16 protein-coding genes are annotated in these 17,716 nt (G+C 72.7%); 7 read left to right on the top strand and 9 right to left on the bottom strand.

Features of this window, described 5'->3' with window-relative positions; all coding sequences use genetic code 11:
• Positions 1–50: 50 nt before the first annotated feature.
• The 3 genes from ACFY61_RS23130 (at position 51) to ACFY61_RS23120 (ending at position 1,963) form a co-directional block, all read left to right on the top strand.
• Positions 51–206: a hypothetical protein gene (locus ACFY61_RS23130; RefSeq protein ID WP_389474658.1), complete on the top strand. Its 156-nt coding sequence runs from the start codon at positions 51–53 to the stop codon at positions 204–206.
• A gap of 37 nt (positions 207–243) precedes the next feature.
• Positions 244–1,014, top strand: coding sequence for a hypothetical protein (locus tag ACFY61_RS23125; protein ID WP_389474656.1), 771 nt, complete (start codon positions 244–246; stop codon positions 1,012–1,014).
• A 181-nt stretch (positions 1,015–1,195) separates the two neighbouring features.
• Positions 1,196–1,963 (top strand): hypothetical protein, encoded by a 768-nt coding sequence (locus tag ACFY61_RS23120; protein WP_389474655.1) that lies wholly within the window; start codon positions 1,196–1,198, stop codon positions 1,961–1,963.
• Between the two features lie 126 nt (positions 1,964–2,089).
• On the opposite strand, the gene ACFY61_RS23115 is transcribed toward ACFY61_RS23120, so the two are convergent.
• The gene (locus tag ACFY61_RS23115; protein ID WP_389474654.1) at positions 2,090–2,596 is read right to left on the bottom strand and encodes a hypothetical protein; all 507 of its coding nucleotides are present in this window, start codon (positions 2,594–2,596) and stop codon (positions 2,090–2,092) included.
• Between the two features lie 344 nt (positions 2,597–2,940).
• On the opposite strand from ACFY61_RS23115, the gene ACFY61_RS23110 reads away from it, so the two are divergent.
• The gene (locus tag ACFY61_RS23110; protein WP_389474652.1) at positions 2,941–3,603 is read left to right on the top strand and encodes a class F sortase; all 663 of its coding nucleotides are present in this window, start codon (positions 2,941–2,943) and stop codon (positions 3,601–3,603) included.
• Positions 3,604–3,751: 148 nt separating this feature from the next.
• On the opposite strand, the gene ACFY61_RS23105 is transcribed toward ACFY61_RS23110, so the two are convergent.
• The gene (locus ACFY61_RS23105; protein WP_389474650.1) at positions 3,752–4,690 is read right to left on the bottom strand and encodes a polysaccharide deacetylase family protein; all 939 of its coding nucleotides are present in this window, start codon (positions 4,688–4,690) and stop codon (positions 3,752–3,754) included.
• Positions 4,691–4,830: 140 nt separating this feature from the next.
• Here ACFY61_RS23105 and ACFY61_RS23100 point away from each other — a divergent pair, with 140 nt between their 5' ends.
• The gene (locus ACFY61_RS23100; protein WP_389474648.1) at positions 4,831–5,253 is read left to right on the top strand and encodes a YjbQ family protein; all 423 of its coding nucleotides are present in this window, start codon (positions 4,831–4,833) and stop codon (positions 5,251–5,253) included.
• A 42-nt stretch (positions 5,254–5,295) separates the two neighbouring features.
• On the opposite strand, the gene lysX is transcribed toward ACFY61_RS23100, so the two are convergent.
• Together lysX and ACFY61_RS23090 are read right to left on the bottom strand one after the other, a co-directional pair.
• Complete coding sequence (lysX, locus tag ACFY61_RS23095) at positions 5,296–8,616, bottom strand: bifunctional lysylphosphatidylglycerol synthetase/lysine--tRNA ligase LysX (protein WP_389474646.1); 3,321 nt, start codon at positions 8,614–8,616, stop codon at positions 5,296–5,298.
• A gap of 122 nt (positions 8,617–8,738) precedes the next feature.
• Positions 8,739–9,977 (bottom strand): CapA family protein, encoded by a 1,239-nt coding sequence (locus ACFY61_RS23090; protein ID WP_389474645.1) that lies wholly within the window; start codon positions 9,975–9,977, stop codon positions 8,739–8,741.
• Between the two features lie 256 nt (positions 9,978–10,233).
• On the opposite strand from ACFY61_RS23090, the gene ACFY61_RS23085 reads away from it, so the two are divergent.
• Both ACFY61_RS23085 and ACFY61_RS23080 read left to right on the top strand, forming a co-directional pair.
• Positions 10,234–10,773, top strand: coding sequence for a sigma-70 family RNA polymerase sigma factor (locus ACFY61_RS23085; protein WP_389474643.1), 540 nt, complete (start codon positions 10,234–10,236; stop codon positions 10,771–10,773).
• A 217-nt stretch (positions 10,774–10,990) separates the two neighbouring features.
• The gene (locus tag ACFY61_RS23080; RefSeq protein ID WP_389474703.1) at positions 10,991–11,461 is read left to right on the top strand and encodes a hypothetical protein; all 471 of its coding nucleotides are present in this window, start codon (positions 10,991–10,993) and stop codon (positions 11,459–11,461) included.
• Between the two features lie 303 nt (positions 11,462–11,764).
• Here the strand turns inward: ACFY61_RS23080 and ACFY61_RS23075 are convergent, their stop codons facing one another.
• The 5 genes from ACFY61_RS23075 to ACFY61_RS23055 all read right to left on the bottom strand — a co-directional run bounded on the left by ACFY61_RS23075 (position 11,765) and on the right by ACFY61_RS23055 (position 17,714).
• On the bottom strand, positions 11,765–12,088 hold the full coding sequence (locus ACFY61_RS23075) for a hypothetical protein (protein WP_389474642.1): 324 nt from the start codon (positions 12,086–12,088) through the stop codon (positions 11,765–11,767).
• Positions 12,089–12,214: 126 nt separating this feature from the next.
• Entirely contained in the window at positions 12,215–13,873 is a 1,659-nt protein-coding gene (locus ACFY61_RS23070) for a cell wall-binding repeat-containing protein (RefSeq protein WP_389474640.1), read from the bottom strand.
• 453 nt (positions 13,874–14,326) lie between these two features.
• Entirely contained in the window at positions 14,327–14,725 is a 399-nt protein-coding gene (locus tag ACFY61_RS23065; protein ID WP_389474639.1) for a hypothetical protein, read from the bottom strand.
• 26 nt (positions 14,726–14,751) lie between these two features.
• On the bottom strand, positions 14,752–15,603 hold the full coding sequence (locus tag ACFY61_RS23060; protein ID WP_389474637.1) for an Fpg/Nei family DNA glycosylase: 852 nt from the start codon (positions 15,601–15,603) through the stop codon (positions 14,752–14,754).
• A gap of 47 nt (positions 15,604–15,650) precedes the next feature.
• Entirely contained in the window at positions 15,651–17,714 is a 2,064-nt protein-coding gene (locus ACFY61_RS23055; RefSeq protein WP_389474635.1) for a SpoIIE family protein phosphatase, read from the bottom strand.
• Positions 17,715–17,716 lie beyond the last annotated feature (2 nt).

Below are 17,716 nucleotides of genomic sequence, written 5' to 3'. Positions count from 1 at the left end.
CGCCCCGTCCGGCGCCGCCGCGCCCGAAGGCGACTCCGCCCCCGCCGCCGGTGGCCTCCCCGCCGCCCGCGCCGGTCGCGGTGGCCAGGCCGGCGTACCGCGCGCAGACCCGCAAACCGGCCCGGCACCAGATCTCCCCGGTCACCTTCACCCTGCTGGCCACCGCGCCCGCGGTGCTCGCGCTCGCCGCGCTGCGCCCGCGCTAGCCGCGCGGGGCCCGAGCCCGAACCCCTTGGAGTCCAGTTGTCGGAATGGCTCGTCCTGACCCTCGCGATGGCCGCGGCCTGCGCCGTGGTGCTCTCCATCGCCTTCCTCCACCACCGCCGGATCGGCGAGGACGACGACCCCAACGAGACCCCCGACGTCATCGAGTACATGACGATGATGATCGGCGTGATCTACGCGATCGTGCTGGGCCTGGCCATCGCGGGGGTCTGGGAGGCCCGCGGGTCCGCCCAGGAGACGGTCCGCCAGGAAGCCCAGGCCATGCACGAGGTGCGGGTCCGCTCGGAGGTCTACCCGGCCCAGGTACGGGCCCGGATCCGCGCGGACGTCGACGCGTACGTGACGTACGTGGTGAACGAGGAGTGGCCGGTGATGGCCGACCGCGGCGAGGTCACCGACAAGGGCGGCGAGCTGCTGGAACGCGTCCGCCGCGACGTCACCGACTACCAGCCGCAGACCGACCACGAGGGGCAGGCCTACCAGCCGCTGGTCGACCAGGTCGCCATCGCGGACGACGCCCGCGGCGCCCGGGCGCTGAGCGCGGGCGCCACCATGCCGGGGGTGGTGTGGTTCGGGCTGATCGCCGGCGCCCTGGTCACCGTGGGGATGGTCTTCGCCCTCCAGATCCGGCGCTCGTTCCGGGAGTTGCTGCTGGCCGGACTGTTCAGCGCGCTGATCGCCTTCCTGCTCTTCCTGATCTGGGACTTCGACGCCCCGTTCAGCCGGGGGATCGCCGCGACCGCCGAACCGTTCTTCCAGCAGTTCCCGCACCTCTCGCTGGACGGCTGACCGGCGCCCAAACCGGGGACGGCCCACCCGTCCCCGGTTCGGCGGACGCCGATGCCCCATTCGCCCGATCCTGATCGCGGCTCCGGGCCCCCGCGCCTAGCGTGGCGGACATCGAGGTGCACGCCCCTCCACGGGCGGAAACGGTTCCGCTGTTGCCCCTCGGAGATCCGGAGGTTCAACCATGGGTGAGATACGCACCTCGGCGGCCGGATCCGCGGCCGCCCGCCCCACCGCGGCCCCTTCCCCCACCAGGGCCCCCCGCGCCACCGCGGCCCGCGCGGCCGCTGCCGCCGCCCTGCTGGCCGGCACGTTCGCCCTCGGCGGCCCGGCCGCGACCGCCACGGAGGGACCGGCCGTCGCCCGCGTCACCTCGTTCGGCTTCTCCCTCACCCCCTCGACGGTGGAACCCGGCGGCAGCGTCGTCCTCTCCGTCACCGGCTGCGACGCCGCCTTCGCCACCGCCTCCTCCGGGGTCTTCGACTCCGTGAGCATTCCGCGCGGCCAGACCGCCCGGGTGAGCGTCGACCGGGACGCGCGCCGCGGAGCGCAGTACTCCGTCACCTTCACCTGCGCCGGCGAGAACGGCTCGGCGGACCTGACCATCGCCGGCGGTACGAGAACGCCCACCGCCCGGTCCACCGCCGTGGCGCGGCCCACTCCCACCCCCAGCCTGCTGCCGCTCCCCCAGACCACGCTGCCGCCCCGCGCCCGCCCCGAGGCGCCCGCCACGACCGCCACCGCGGCCGTGCCCCGGACCACCGCCACCGCGGCCGTGCCCCGTGCCACTCCCTCGGCCAGTCTCGGGGTGCGCGGCGGGCTCGGCGGCAGTGTCGCCGGGCTGGACGCGGCCGAGGTCGCAGCCGGTGCCGCCCTCGTACTGGCCGCCATGGCCGGCACGGTGTACGCCGCCCGCCGCCGCTCCGCGGCCGGCCGGGGGGACGGGCCCTGACCCGGCCGGACCGTGGACCCGGCCGGACCGTGCCCGCCGTGACCGCCCGTCGCCCCCTGTCGTGGCCGGGACAGGGGGCGACGGGTTTCCACGGGCCGCGAGCCGTGACCGGGGAGGTCCGTCCGGTCAGGCCCGGCCGCGGGCCGGGCGGCGACGGCGCATCAGGTGGATGCCCGCGCCGAGGGCGGCGGTGCCGACGAGGCCCGCCCCGATGACGGTCTCGGTGGCCGACGGGCCGAAGGAGCCGCCGATACCGCCCTGGGCGCCCCGGCCGAGGAGCACCTGGAAACGGTGGGTGGCCACCAGGTTGCTGTCGTTGCACCGGACCTGGAGCGTGTGGGTGCCGGGCGAGGCGTGGTTGAAGATGCGGACGGTGGCGAAGCCGACCGTGCCGGCCGAGAGGTTGGACGGGGAGAAGTTCCCCGGCGAGGAGACCGTCCCGCCGTGGCCGCAGCCGGTCGCGCTCACCTGCATCGTGGAGCCCTGGTGCACGGAGAACGGGTTGACCGAGACGTTGCCCGGCCCGTTGCCCCCGATGCCCGTCCCCGGCGGGTCCGCGTGTGCGAATGGGGCGCTGAGCGCGATGGCCGCGAAGGCCGCCGCCGTCATGGTGAGAGCGCGAAAGGCACGCATGGTGGAACCTCCAGCGGGAAGCGCCCCGGAGCGGTCGCCCGGGATGATCGACGAGAACGCCTCCCAGCAAGAACACTCGGGTCGGGCCGCAACCGGCGCATGTCCGCCTTTGGGCCGCCCGGTTGAGCGACACGCCGTGTGACGGCCCGCCGATCTGACGGAGCCGCAGGTCACAGCCAGTCAGCTTCTTGTATGACGAATACCTGGATGGGCGCACCCCTTCCGGTCGCCGCCCCGGGGTGCCACCCGTTCGCCCTCCAGCGATCGCCGTCCCGCGCGGACGGCCCTAGCGTGCGTGGTGAAGGTCGGACGCGGGCCGGGACCCCCGCGTCGGGAAGGGAACAATGATCATCGAGGACGAGCCGCCACCTCGCAGGCGCTCTCCCTGGGGCGTGATCGCCCTGGTCTTGCTCAGCGGCCTCGCCATGATGCGCAACGGATCGGACGTCGAGGGCGGGCCGCCGCAGCCCGCCGCCGCCGCGGCGGTGTCCGTGCGCCCGGACCAGATGCCCGCCGACCCCCCGCAGGCGCAGCCGGACATGGAGGTGCTGGGCCACTCGTCGGTCCAGCGCATCCGGATCCCGTCGATCGGCGTGGACGCGCCGGTGATGACGGTCGGGCTGGACAACGAGGGCTGGATCGACGCCCCTCCGGCGCAGGACCCGAACCTGGCCGGCTGGTACGTCAACGGCATCTCGCCCGGCCAGCAGGGCTCTTCGGTCATCGTCGGTCACGTCGACAACGCGCAGGGCCCGGCGGTCTTCTACGGCCTGGGGTCGGTCCGCAAGGGCAGCCGCGTCGAGGTGGAGCGGTACGACGGGCGCACCGCGGTGTTCGAGGTGTACGGCGTGGAGGTGTTCGCCAAGGACGCCTTCCCCGGCGCCCGGGTGTACGGCGACACCGGTCACGCCGAGCTGCGGGTGATCACCTGCGGCGGGGCGTACTCCAAGGCGCGCGGCTACGACGGCAACGTGGTGGTCTTCGCGCGCATGATCGCCACGCGCTGAGCGCCCGCCGGGCCGCCGGCCGCGCCGGGCTCCGCGCGCACGCCGCCCCGGGAACCGGACTCCACGGTCCGGCGCCCGGGGCGGTCGTGCGTGCGGGGCGGTCGTGCGTGCGGGGCGGCCGCGCGCGGCACGGGCCCGCGGCCGCCCGTCAGCGCGGCGGGAACGAAGGCAGCGCCATCTCGTACCCCTGGGCGAGGAGTTGCGGGAGGTAGGTGCGCAGGGCGGTGACGCTCTGCGAGCGGTTGCCGCCCGCGTCGTGGGAGAGCACGATCACTCCGGGTCCGGCCCCGCCGAGCACCCGGGAGACGATGGTGGCGGTGCCCGGCTCCTTCCAGTCCAGGGTGTCCACGGTCCAGGCGAGCGGCTCCATGCCGAGCTCGGCGCCGATCTCGAACGCGGCCCGGTTCCAGGCCCCGAACGGGGCGCGGAACCACAGCGGTGGTTCTCCGGTGATCGTGTGGACGATGTCGCTGGTGCGGCTGATCTCGGCGGCGAGGGCGGGCCTGGAGAGCCGGGGGATCAGCGGGTGGGTCCAGGTGTGGTTGCCGATGACGTGGCCTTCGGCGGCCATCCGGCGCACCAGGTCGCGGTGTTCGGTGACCATCTCCCCGCAGACGAAGAACATGGCCCGGGTGCGGTACTGGGCGAGGGTGTCCAGGATGCCGGGGGTGTAGCGGGGGTCCGGCCCGTCGTCGAAGGTGAGCACCATGCTGCGGCCGGTGGCGGTGGGGCCGGGGGGCATCTCCAGGATGGGCCGGGTGCGTACGGGGGGCCGGGAGGGCCGGTAGCGCGGCGGGGCCCCGCCGAGGCTGGGGTCGAGCCGGTACGAGCGGGCGGGCGGCCCCAGGGCCCGTACGCCGGGGGCTCCGCCGGCCCCGGCCCCGGGGCCCGCTCCGGGCCCGTATCCGGGGCCCGCCGCCCCTCCCGGGCCGGGCGCGGGGCCGGCCGCGGCCGTCCCCCCGGCGGTGGTGCCGCCCGGGGTGCCCGCCCGTTCCCCGCCGATCAGTCCGGCGGCGGTCGCGACCCCCAGGAACACGGCGGTCCGCAGTACGAACCGCCTCCCCGCAGACAGCTCATCATTTTTCATTAGTACTACGTATCAACGAGATCGCCGCGGATGTCGAGAGGCGCGGACGTGCCCACCACCTCCTCATCCGATCGGCCCAGACCCGCCCGCCGGGGGCGGGCCCCCGGCACCGCGACCGCGGCGGACGGCACCATGGGGACATGAACGGGAACTTCCGCACCCAGGTCCTCGACATCACCACCGGCACCGGCGAGCGCGTGCACGACCTGACCGCCGCCTGCGCGGCCTTCCTCGACACGGCCGCCGCAGGCGGCGACGGCCTGCTGAACGTGTTCGTCCCGCACGCCACCGCTGGCGTGGCGGTGATCGAGACGGGTTCCGGCAGCGACGACGACCTGCTGGCCGCCCTGACGGAGCTGCTGCCCGCCGACGACCGCTGGCGGCACCGGCACGGCAGCCCCGGCCACGGCCGGGACCACGTCCTGCCCGCGCTGGTCGCCCCGCACGCCACGCTGCCGGTGATCGGCGGTGAACTGGCCCTCGGGACCTGGCAGTCGGTGTGCCTGGTGGACACCAACAAGGACAACCCGCGGCGCCAGGTGCGCCTGTCCTTCCTGGGCTGAGGCCGCCGGCCGGAAAGCGGTCGCCGGCTCGCCGGGCGGCCCTCAGCCCCGGCGCACCAGCGGGAACGGCAGCGTCTCGCGGATCGTGAGCCCGGTCAGGAACATGACCAGGCGGTCCACGCCGATGCCGAGCCCGCCGGTGGGCGGCATGGCGTACTCCAGGGCGTCCAGGAAGTCCTCGTCGAGCTCCATGGCCTCCGGGTCGCCGCCCGCCGCGAGCAGGGACTGGGCGGTCAGCCGGCGGCGCTGCTCGACGGGGTCGGTCAGCTCCGAGTACGCCGTGCCCAGTTCGGTGCCGAACGCGACCAGGTCCCAGCGCTCGGCGAGCCTGGGGTCCCGGCGGTGCTGGCGGGTCAGCGGGGAGACGTCCGTGGGGAAGTCCTTGTAGAAGGTGGGCAGCTGGGTCCGCTCCTCCACCAGCCGCTCGTACATCTCCAGCACCACGTCGCCACGGGTGTCCTCCGGGGTGTGCGGGACGCCGGCCCGGTCGCACAGCCGGCGCAGCACGCGCTCGTCCGTGTCGGCGTCCACCTCCTCGCCGAGGGCCTCGCTGACCGCGCCGTACAGCGTCTTCACCGGCCAGGGCCCGGAGATGTCGTGCTCCACCAGCCTGCCGTCCGGCCCCGCCTTGCGGGCCACCGGCGAGCCGAACGCGGCGGTGGCGGCACCCTGGATCAGCTCTCGGGTGAGGTCGAGCATCACGTCGTAGTCGGCGTACGCCTGGTAGGCCTCCAGCATCGTGAACTCGGGGTTGTGCTTGTAGGAGACGCCCTCGTTGCGGAAGGTCCGGCCCATCTCGAAGACCTTCTCCATGCCTCCCACGCACAGCCGCTTCAGGTACAGCTCGGGCGCGATCCGCAGGTACAGGTCCAGGTGGTAGGCGTTGATGTGGGTGCGGAAGGGCCGCGCGTTGGCGCCGCCGTGGATCTGCTGGAGCATCGGGGTCTCGACCTCCAGGTAGCCGCGGTCCAGCAGCCCCTGCCGCAGCGCCTGCACGGCCGTGGAGCGGGCCCGGACCACCTCACGGGCCTCCGGGCCTGAGACCAGGTCGAGGTAGCGGCGGCGCACCCTGGCCTCGGGGTCGGCGAGGCCCTTGCGCTTGTCCGGCAGCGGGCGCAGGCACTTGCCGGTGAGCTGCCAGGAGGACACCACCACCGACAGTTCGCCGCCCTTGGAGGTCCCGATCTCCCCGGTCGCCACCACGTGGTCGCCGATGTCGACCTGGGAGGTGAAGGAGTCCAGCGCGGCGGGCCCGGACTCGTCCCGGGCGAACAGCAGCTGGACGTCCCCCGACCAGTCGCGCAGCACGGCGAACACCACACCGCCCAGGTCGCGCACCACCATCACCCGGCCGGCCACGGTGACCCGCTCCCCGGTGCGCGTGCCGCCCGGACGCCCGGGGATCGCCGCGCGCAGCTCAGCCACCGTGTGCGTGCGCCGCGGGACCACCACGGGGTAGGGGTCGGTGCCGGCCGCGACGAGGCGGTCGAGCTTGGCGTGCCGCACCCGGACCTGCTCGGGCAGCCGCTGCGCGGGAGGCCCGGCGACGCCCTCCTCCCCCAGGCCGAGCGCGTCGATGGAGGGCAGGTCGGCCGTGGTGGCGGGGGCCGTCACCCCCTTGGCGTGCCCGTTGCCCCACCGCCTGCGCAGGCTCGGGACGGAGACGAAGCCCTCGGCGATGCCGGAGGCCAGGGAGACCCGGGCGAGCGAGCCCGCGTCCTGGTAGCAGAGGAACCGCGGATACCACTCCGGCCCGTACTTGACGTTGGACCGGTACAGGGCCTCCAGCTGCCACCAACGGGAGAAGAACAGCAGCAGCCTGCGCCACAGCTTGAGCACCGGGCCGGCGCCGATCCGGCCGCCCTCCTCGAACGCGGAGCGGAACACGGCGAAGTTGAGGGAGACGCGCCGCACCCCGAGCCGGGGGGCGGCCGCGCAGAGTTCGGCCACCATGAACTCCATCACCCCGTTGGGGGCCGCGCGGTCGCGGCGCATCAGGTCCAGGGAGATCCCGTCCCGGCCCCAGGGCACGAAGGACAGCAGGGCGATCAGCTCGCCCTCCGCGTCGAGGGCCTCGACCAGCAGGCAGTCCCCGTCGGCGGGGTCGCCCAGCCGGTCCAGGGCCATGGAGAAGCCGCGTTCGGTCTCGGTGTCCCGCCAGCGGTCCGCCCGGTCGACGATCCGCCCCATCTCCTCGTCGGTGAGGGCCGAGTGGCGGCGGATCCGCGTGGTGGCGCCGGTGCGCCTGACCCGGTGGACGGCCTGCCGGGTGACCCGCATGTCCCGCCCGTCGAGGTCGAACCGGGCCACGTGCAGGATCGCCTCGTCGCCGAGCTGCAGGGCGCTCAGCCCGGAGCGTGCGTACGCGGTGGCGCCGTCCTCAGACGCGCCCATGACGGCCGGCTGCCAGCCGTGCCGGCGGGCCACGGCCAGCCACGCCTCGATCGCGGGGGTCCAGGCACCGGGGTCGCCGACCGGGTCACCGCTGGCCAGGCAGACGCCCGTCTCGACCCGGTAGGTGACGGCGGCCTTGCCGCTCGGCGCGAACACCACCGCCTTGTCGCGCCGGGTCGCGAAGTAGCCCAGCGAGTCGTTGCGCCCGTACGCGCCGAGCAGGGCGCGGATGCGGGGTTCCTCGTCGCCGTGCAGGGCGGCCGTCATCCGCTGCGAGCGGAACAGGACGGCGGCGGCGTTGAGCAGGGCCAGGGCGCCGAACAGGCCCAGCAGGAAGTAGAGCCAGCGGGGCGGCCGCCCGTCGAACTGGCGGGCCGAGAACAGTCCGCCGAACACCTGCGCGGCCGCCCAGTCCAGCCACTGGCCGCGCGGCAGGGTGCCCGGGAACAGCGCGACCAGCGCCCAGCCGACGAGGACGGCGGCGAGCAGCCCGAGGCCGAGCACGAGCAGCGCCCGCCAGACGGCGCCGGGCCGGGAGGCGGCGTAGAACTCCTTGCGGGCGAGGACGAGCAGGGTGACGGCGGCGACGCCCACGAGCCCGGAGGGCACGGACTCGACCAGCGGATAGCCGCCGTCGAGGAGGATCAGCAGGTCGGCGAGGATCAGCAGGGCCAGATAGGTGACGACGATCCACCAGGCGATCTTCTTGCGGGTGCCGAGGGCGGCGGCGAGCAGGAAGAGGAACACGGCGTAGGCGAGGTTGGCGCTGACCGGGACGAGGGCGAGGTCGAGGACGCGCACGGCCGGGCGGAGCAGCCGCCGCAGGGTGGGCGAGAGCGCCAGCAGCGCGCACAGCACGCCCAGCGCGCCGAAGAACGCCCCGAACCCGTCGGGGACGCGGCCCAGGAAGGGGCTCCCGGTGCCGTGCGTCTCCTGCTGCGGTGGTACGGGCGGTGCGCTGGCGCTCATGTCTCGCACTGTAGGGAGCGGCGCTGTGCTCCGCCCGTCGAGCCGGTCCGGGGCCGGAGGGGCGCGGCCGGGGTGCCGGCCCGGGGTGCGGGCCCGGGTGTGGCCGACGGTGTCCGGGTCGGTCAGCGGCCCATGGTCAGGCCGTCCTTGGCGGCTCCGCGGGACAGCACCGCCTCGGTGATGGACTCCTGGGCGGACTCGTGGTCGGCCCGGCCGGGGTCCGCGGCGAGCGCGGCCGGCAGGTTGACCACCCGCCCGGCGCGGAGGTCCCAGCGCTGTGGGATGAACTCGGCCCTGGTGACCCGCCACCGCTGTCCCGGGCTCCCGGGCGGTTCGAAGCGGAACCGGGCGATGGAACTGTGGTTGCCGCGCGCGTCGAAGGCACCGGAGTGGTTGAACATGGTGCCGGCGACCTGGTCGCCCATGCCGTAGACGATCCAGGTGCCGTTGACCTTCTCGGAGGCCTGCGGGACGTGTGCGTGGGTGCCCAGGATCAGGTCGACGTCCGGCCGGCCCCCGGTGTCCGAGGCGGTCAGCGCCCGTCCGAGGGTGATCTGCCCTTCGTCCGGCTCGGTCTGCCATTCGGTGCCCCAGTGCAGGCTGACCAGTACGACGTCGGCGCCGGCCCGGCGGGCCGCGCGGGCGTCCGCGACGATCCGGTCCCGCTCCGTCAGGTTCACCGCCCAGGGCATGCCCTCCGGCATGGGGTGACCGTTGGTGCCGTAGGTGTAGGCCAGATGGGCGACCTTCGCGGTGCCGGCGCGGTAGGTCGCCGGCGTGGCCGCCTCCTTGGCGGTGCGGGCCGATCCCGCGTGTCCCAGGCCGACCGCGTCGAACCGGTCCAGGGTGCGGCGCAGACCGGCCGCGCCGTCGTCCAGGGTGTGGTTGGAGGCGGTCGAGCAGCCGTCGTAGCCGGTGTCCTTGACCCCGTCGGCGACCTGGGGCGGTGAGACGAAGGCCGGGTAGCCGGAGAAGGGGCCGTCCTCCTCGCCGAAGACGGTCTCCATGTGGCACAGCGCGAGGTCGGCCGCCGAGACGACGGGCGCGACCCCGGCGAACATCGGCCGGAAGTCGTAGCCGGCGCCGGGGGCGTCGGCGGCGGCCCGGTCGATGACCGAGGTGTGCGGGAGCACGTCTCCGGTGGCGACCAGGGTGAAGCCGGCTTCCCGGGCCGGTGCGGGCGCGGGCGCGTCGCCACTGCCGGGCCCCGGTTCGCCGAGGCGGCCGGTGGCGGTGCCGGGCGCGGAGCAACCGGCGGCGGCCGCGAGGAGGACGGCGGCGCAGAGCAGGCCGGCGCCACGGGTGCGGAGGCGGGCGGTGCCGCGGGGGGTGCGCCGCGGGTGCTGCGTGCGTGTGCTCATCGCCCGACTCCCGTTCATATGACTTTCGTATTGTCTGAATTCACTGGGTGAGACGCTCCTCGTCAAGCACCGCCACGGCGAGGGGGCCCGCACCCACCCGTTCGCCGCGCCGTTCGACCGTTCGTCGCGGAGCAGCGCCGTCCAACCGATCACCCGGGTGGTTGGGCGCAATGGCGCCGCCCGGTGCTTCACGGAGGTCTCCCCGCAGGTCAGGGTGAATTCATCGAGCCGTACGGACCCGGAAGGAGCCATCCCGGTGACCCTCTCCCCCACCCTCCAGCACACGGACGCCGAGGCATTGGCCGAACTCCAGCGCGAACACGGCCGGGCCCTGTTCGGTTTCCTGCTCGGCCTCACCCACGGCGACGCGCAGCGGGCCGAGGACCTCGTCCAGGAGACGCTGGTGCGGGCCTGGCAGCACCCGGAAGCCCTGGAGAGCGCCCACGCCTCCATACGGCCCTGGCTGTTCACCGTCGGCCGCCGACTGGCCATCGACGCCCGCCGGGCCCGGCTCTCACGCCCGCAGGAAGTGGCCCAGGAGGAGCTGGACCAGGCTCCCGTCGCGGCCGACCCGGTCGGCTGCGCGGTCACCGCCATCGACGTGCGGCGGGCGGTGGGCAGCCTCGGACCGGAGCACCGGGAGGTGCTCGTCCAGGTCTACTTCCGCGACCGTTCCGTGGCCGAGGCCGCCCGCGAGCTCGGCATCCCGGCCGGGACCGTCAAGTCGCGCACCCACTACGCCCTGCGGGCCCTCAGGCGCGACCTCTGCGGGTACGGGTACGGGCTCGGCGCCTGACCGCAGGAACGGCGCGAATCGTCCTCGAAATGTCCTGAAGGTGTCGAGACTGCATCGAAATCGGCCCCAGACCGTTCAAGTTGAGTAAACGAGCCCCGTTTGGAGAGCCGCGGACGGAAGGCTCGTCGGGAACGGCGGACGGTTTCGAACGGGAGAAGGTGGGACGGTGCGGCCCGAGGGTTCTAACGGCACCAGTGGCGGCGGGCTCGCGGTGCCCATGGCCTGGCTCTACGCGGAGTACATCGCGGACGAACTGCTCCGCAGCGGCCGGCTGATCCCGGTCGGCACCCTGGAGTTCCGCGCGGGCCGCGACACCCTCGCCCTCACCATCTACCTCTCCGACGCCGCGGGCGAGCTGTCCGGCATCCGCGTGGTCTCCCAGCTGGACGAATGGCTCTCCCTCACCGCCTACGGACACCCCTGGCGGGACTGGGTCCACACCCGGTTCCTCCAGCTCGGCGAGGAGCTCCGCGAGCGCGGCCGGGAGGACGACCCCGACCTCGAACTCGCCCGGGCCGCCTGGAACTGGCTGGACCGCACCGAGCTGTTCGCCACCGACCTCGACCCGGCCCACCCCCTGCCCGCCGACCCCACGACCCCGGTTCCCCTGGACGAGAACGCCCGCGTCTGGACCCCGGCCTGGCAGCTCGGCCTCCCCCTCGGCCACCTGGCCATGCACCTCTTCTAGCACGAGGTTCACTGCACGTCCGGCCACCTTTCCGGCTACTGGCCCGGTAGCGGCGCGTTCCAAGGCGAGCTGGCCGACTCGGCCACCCGTGAAGGCGGTCGGCCTGGCCTCAGCGCCGTGCGTAGTCGGGATCTGCGTCCTTCCCGCGGCGTGCCCGCGCTTGTCGATTTTCTCGAACTGCGGCCTCCGCCGCGTGTCGTAGGGGGTCGAACCACATGCCGCCATGGCCAAGGCCGTGTGGCGGTGCCAGGCCGGGACCGCACACGCACGTGGGTCCCGGACGATACGTCCGGGACCCACCTGTCAGGCCGCTACTGTCCTGCTGCCTCGACCGGCCACCCGGGCGGCAATCATGATCAGAAGCAGCGGTGCGGCGATGATGGTCAGCGGCCACAACTCCACCATGATGGCGGCCGCGAGCAGAAGGGCCTGGAGAGCAGCCGCCGCCTGGGCCCGGCGGCCCGGCTGAACTCTCTTGAGAATCGAGCGAATCAGGCCGATCACATGCACGGTGCTCGCGATGACGAAGACAAGGCCCCCGAGCACGGCCACGGCCAGGTAGCCGGCTCCCATGCCGGTTCCGGGATCCTCCGCCTCGTAGGCGTGCGGACCGAGGCCAGCGATCATCAGCGGAGCGAAAATAAAGCATAGTCCGGCAACCAGAACCGCTTGGAGAAGGACCAGAGCCGACTCCGTTATCAGCAGCCACCTACGGGATCGGCTCATAACTCTCCTTCACGAGTTGCGGGGATTCTAGTACCACAGGTGTTGAAGGGCGCCACCGGGGACCAGATCGATCTTGCACCAGGTGTTGAAGCTCTTGGTCGCCTCAGGGCCAGTCAGTCCTTGATCCCGTGCATGCTGTCCGAAGAACCTGCCAAGAGCGTTGTTGTGATAGTCCATGGCATGGTGGCGATTGGCGAGTTCGTCGGACATATTCGGCGGCTTAGGGCCCATTTCATGGCGATCGGCGAACCCCTTCGCCGTCTTCGACCCCATCTGCCACGCCATATAGGCGTTCCAAGAGCAGTGGCGATAAGCGTCAACCTTTCCGCCATTGGAGTTGCTACCGGGCCATATTCCGCCCGGCTGCTTCTCTCGGTCCGATACCTCCCGCGCGTTCAAAGCCGCCATAGAGGCGTTCTCGCATATGTTCCACCGACTGGGCCAGGCACAGAACTCCCATTCGGCATCGTTCATGCGCCCATTGTAAACGAAGGACGTGGGGGCTCCGCTCTCTACCCAGTCAGGCTGGATGGCGATTTTTGCCAGTTGTTCGTGCGTTACCGTCTGCTTTTCCCCTGCGGGCACTATCTCGCCAGAGATGAATTTCTCGGTGGCAGCATCCTGCGCCTGTTCGCCGACCTTCTCCGAGAGGGCGAGCTTGCCGCCGAATATGGTGACGGACTTGGTGGTGGCGCTGTGGTCCTCGGCTGACCAATTGGTTGCAAAGTTGATGGTCTCTGGCGGGTTCAACAACAGAGGCATGCCGACCGTGGCGGCGAAGGCACCTCCGCTCATCGCGTCGTAGAACCCCTTGGACGTGGCGACTCCCACACGCACCGGCTGAGGGGTGAACTTCTCCGCAGTGAGCGCGGCGGTCTCGAAGGCATCCTGTCCCACCAGGGCCCCGTGGGTGCTCGCGTATGACTCGCGTGCCGGACCGCCGACCGTCGTCTTGGTCACGCCGGCCGGAAGTGCGTCGAGCCAGGCCTTCACCGCGGGGCTGATGGTCTTGTCGGTGCTGTAGACAAAAGCTCCGCCGGTGACCGCGGCGGCCGTCGAGGCAGTGACGGCGTCGTACCAACTGGTGTGGGTGGCGATGGTGACGTGCTTCGGAGACGGCACGTTCTTTGCGATGCTCAGGGCGGTCGCTGAGGCGTCCGCCCCCGAGAACCGGACAACCTGATACCCCAACCCCTTGAGACTTTGTTCGGTGGCGGCGCTCACGGCGATTGTTCCGCCGACGATGTAGATCGTCTTCCCGGCGGGCAGAATTCTTTTTATTTCTGTGGCGACGCGCACATCCAACGCCCCGGTGCCGGTCAGCAACAGCGGCGCCTTCTTGGCCTTCGCCAGAGGTATGGCAGCGATGCCGTCGTAATAGGCATCGACTCGGGCTATCACCACGGACTGGGCGGCAAACCCAGAGCTCTCCGAGACACCCTTCCAGTGGGCGCGTGAAGTTTCGATAGACGTCCCCACCGCATCCGATCCCTGGAGGCGTTGCAAAGCCGCCTCGGAACCCGAAGTTGCGGCGTCCTGCATCTGCTTGCCGGGAATCGGATCCAATACGGGAGTGGCAGTCGCAACAGAGGCTGCCACCAGTTGCCCTGCGAGCAATCCGCCAATGACTATACCCCTGGCGAATGCTTTTGTTCCGCCGTTCAAAGCAACCCCCAAAAAACCCATGAAAAGGCAGGGCCTCCCCTCCCCCGGCGCAACAATACCCCACGGTAAGGACTCTCTCGAGCGCCAGATAAGCTATTCAATTATTCCGGTATATCCAGATTCTTTCATTTGGTAGCGGTTTGCGAAGCAGAAGGCATTTAAGCCGGCTGGCGGGCGGTGACGCCTTGGCACTCGGCCCGGTGGCGGCATCGGTGGCGGCCGTGCTGCGTTTCTTCTCTCGAGACCATGCGCCACCAGTTGCCTCACCCGGAATCGCTCCGGACCGACGGCGAAGGGCGCCTGCACTCACGGAGGCCGGCGAGGCCCCAGGGCGCGGCTGCGCGAGCTCGCCTCCGGCGTAGCCGGTCGTGGTCCACCGCGGCATCGGCGACGAGGAGTACGTGACCGCGCTCAAGGTCCTGCGCAGGATGGAGGCCAACGTCGAGGCCGACGCGACGGGCTCGCGCTGACCGGTCAGGAGGCGTCCTTCGGATCGGCGATCAGCCCGCTGAAGTCGGACTCGTTGCGCTCCGCCCGGCGCACGTAGCAGCGGGCGATCCCCCACATCACCGGGTACGCCCCCACCGCGAGGGCCGCCCACGGCAGCGGCCCCGACCGGATCCCCGGCAGCACGAACAGCAGCGGCAGGGTGCCGACCAGAAGGGCCAGCGCGGCCAGCGCCCCCAGAGCGGCCCGCAGCTGGCTGCGCATCAGGGCGCGGACGTAGGTGGTACCGAGGCTGGTCTGCTCGCAGATCTCCGAACGGGCCGGAGGGTGCACCGACGGCACCGCCGGCCGCCGCCGGGCCCCGCGCGGCACCCCCGTGACGACCTCCCGGCGCGGAACGGGTCGCTGATCCTCGGACTCCGACATGGCGAGGGAGTCTATGCGCGCGCGGGCTACTTGAGGAGCCGGGACAGCCGCCGGTCGGCCAGCGGCTTGCCGCCGGTCTGGCAGGTGGGGCAGTACTGGAGGGCGGAGTCGGCGAAGGACACCTCGCGGACCGTGTCCCCGCACACCGGACAGGGCTCGCCGGTCCGCCCGTGCACCCTCAGCCCGGTCTTCTTCTCCGCCTTCAGCAGGCCCGCGGCGAGCCCCCGTGAACGTTCCACGGCGTCCCGCAGGGTCTCCCGGGCGGCGGTGTACAGCCGCGTGACCTGCTCCTCGTCCAGGGCGGAGGCCAGCAGGAACGGGGACATGCGGGCCGCGTGCAGGATCTCGTCGCTGTACGCGTTGCCGATCCCGGCGATGACCCCCTGGTCGCGCAGCAGGCCCTTGATCTGCCGCCGCTCCCCCGTGAGCAGCGCCGCGAAGGCCTCCCGGTCGAATTCCGCGGCGAGGGGGTCGGGCCCGAGCCGGGCGATGCCCGGCACCTCCTGCGGGTCGTGCACGACGTACACGGCGAGGCGCTTCTGGGTGCCCGCCTCGGTCAGGTCGAAGCCGGAGCCGTCGTCGAGTACGGCGCGCAGCGCGAGCGGGCCCTTGCCGGGGCGGGGCGGCCGGTCGGGCAGGGTGTCGCGCCAGTGCAGCCAGCCGGCGCGGGCGAGGTGGGTGACGAGGTGCAGCTCGCCCACGCGGAGGTCGAGGAACTTGCCGTGGCGGGCGGCGGGCAGGCCCTCCAGCGCCGACAGCGGCGGGTCGTAGGTCTTGAGCACGCTGACGGCGAGCGGGAGCACGCGGGTGACCGTCCGTCCGGCGAGTCGCCCGTCGAGGAACTCCCGCAGCGCCTCCACCTCCGGCAGCTCGGGCATGCTCCCAGCCTCCCCCGGCCCGCCGCCGGACGCGACCCGGAGCACCCTCAGGTCAGGTCGAACTCGCACCAGACGCACTTGCCGCCGCCCCGGGACTCCACGCCCCACACCTCCGCCAGCCGGTCCACCAGCATCAGGCCGCGTCCCGACACCCCGGCCTCCCCCGCGTCGCGCCGGCGCGGCAGGGCGCTGCTGCGGTCCTCGACCTCCACCCGGAGCCGCCGGGCGGGTCCGGGCAGCACGCGCAGGGTGACGATGGCCGGGCCGTCCGTGTGCATGAGGGCGTTGACGATCAGCTCGTCGGCGGCGAGCTCGATCTCGTCGGCCCGCTCCCCCGCCCCCCAGGCGCGGACGGCCGCGCCGATCATGTGGCGGGCCGAGACCAGCGCCTCCGGGTCCCCCTGCGCGACGTGCTGCTGGAGGCGGCCGCCGCCGGGCGCGGACTCGTCGACGTCGCGGCGGAGCAGCAGCAGGGCCACGTCGTCGTCCCCGCCGCGTACGTCCACGAGCTCGCAGAGCCGGTCGGCGAGGCGCTGGAGGTCGTCCGGGCCGCCTCGGATCAGCGCGCCGAGCGCCCGGATGCCGTCGTCCAGGTCGGAGCCGGGGTGCTCGACCAGTCCGTCGGTGCACAGCAGAAGCGTTTCCCCCTGGTCCAGTTCCACCGTGGTGACGGGATACTCCAGCCGCCCGAACTCCGCCGACAGGCCCAGCGGCATGCCCCCGTCCACCGACAGCCGCCGGAAGCCGCCCTCCCGGGATCTGACCAGCGGGTCGATGTGCCCGGCCCGGACGATCTGGAGCACTCCCGTGGACAGGTCGGCCTCGGCGTAGGTGCAGGTGGCGAAGCGGTCGGTGTCCAGCTCGTGCAGGAAGGCCGAGGCCCGGGCCATGACGGTGGCCGGCGCGTGGCCCTCGGAGGCGTAGGCGCGCAGCACGATGCGCAGCTGGCCCATGACCGCGGAGGCGTGGGTGTCGTGCCCCTGTACGTCGCCGATGACCGCGCCGACCCGGCCGCCCGGCAGGAGGATCACGTCGTACCAGTCGCCGCCGATGTCCCGGCCCATCCGGGCGGCGCGGTAGCGGACGGCGACCTCCGCCCCGGGGACGGTGGGTATCCGGCGGGGCAGCATGGCCTGCTGGAGCCCTTCGGCGAGGTCGTGCTCCTGCTCCAGGAGCATGGCGCGCTGGAGGCTCTGCGCGATGCTGCTGCCGAGGGCCACGAGCAGGTTGCGCTCCTCCTGGGTGAAGCCGTCCTTGTCCTGGTAGAGCAGTCCGATCGCGCCGATCGGGCGGGCCTGGGCGATCAGCGGCAGGTAGGCGGCCGCCGAGATCTCCATGTGGGAGACCTTCGACCACAGGTAGGGGTAGCCCTCGGCGAACTCCTCGGGGTTGTGGATGAACTTGGGCCGGAGGGTGCGGACCACCTCGCTCATCGGGAACTCCTCGTCGACCCGGGTGAACCGGGTCCCGGGCACGAAGCTCCCCTCGGGGCCTTCGGCGACGAGGTGGATCCGGCCCGCCTCGACCAGGCCCATCACCATGCCCATGGAGCCGAGCCGCTCCAGCCCGTGGGCGTCGCGGAGCGCGTCGATGACGTCCTGCACGGTGCGCGCGTGGGCGAGCGCGGCCGTGGTGGCCTCGACCACGGAGGTCTGCCGGCGCCGCTCCTCGTCCAGTCCGAGCCGCTCCGCGGAGTGGTCGAGCTCCTCGGTCGCGTCCCGGACGATGCCGATGATCCGGTACGGGCGGCCGCCGCCGTCCCGCAGCACCCGGCCCTGGGTGTGGGTCCAGCGGAGGCGGCCGTCGCGGCAGCGGATGCGGAAGTAGGCGCCGTAGCTCTCGGCCCCGCTCTTGAGGGCGCTGGAGACCATGGCGTCGAGGCGGTGCGACTCGTCGCGCGGGACACGGGCCGAGAGCGACTCGGGCCGGCCGTCGTATTCCTCGGGGGCCGTGTCGAAGACGTCGAGTGCCGGCGCGTCCATGTGCATGAGCCCGGTGACCAGGTCCCAGTCGAAGCTGCCCATCCGGTTCAGCGCGAGCGAGCGGTCCGGGTGTGCGGGCCAGTCGTCCGGCAGGGATACGGTGGTCGGCACCGGTCCACCATGACACACCG

Source organism: Streptomyces sp. NPDC012888 (genome assembly GCF_042900645.1).
GTDB lineage: Bacteria > Actinomycetota > Actinomycetes > Streptomycetales > Streptomycetaceae > Streptomyces.
This window is presented reverse-complemented; position numbering and strand designations above follow the sequence as displayed.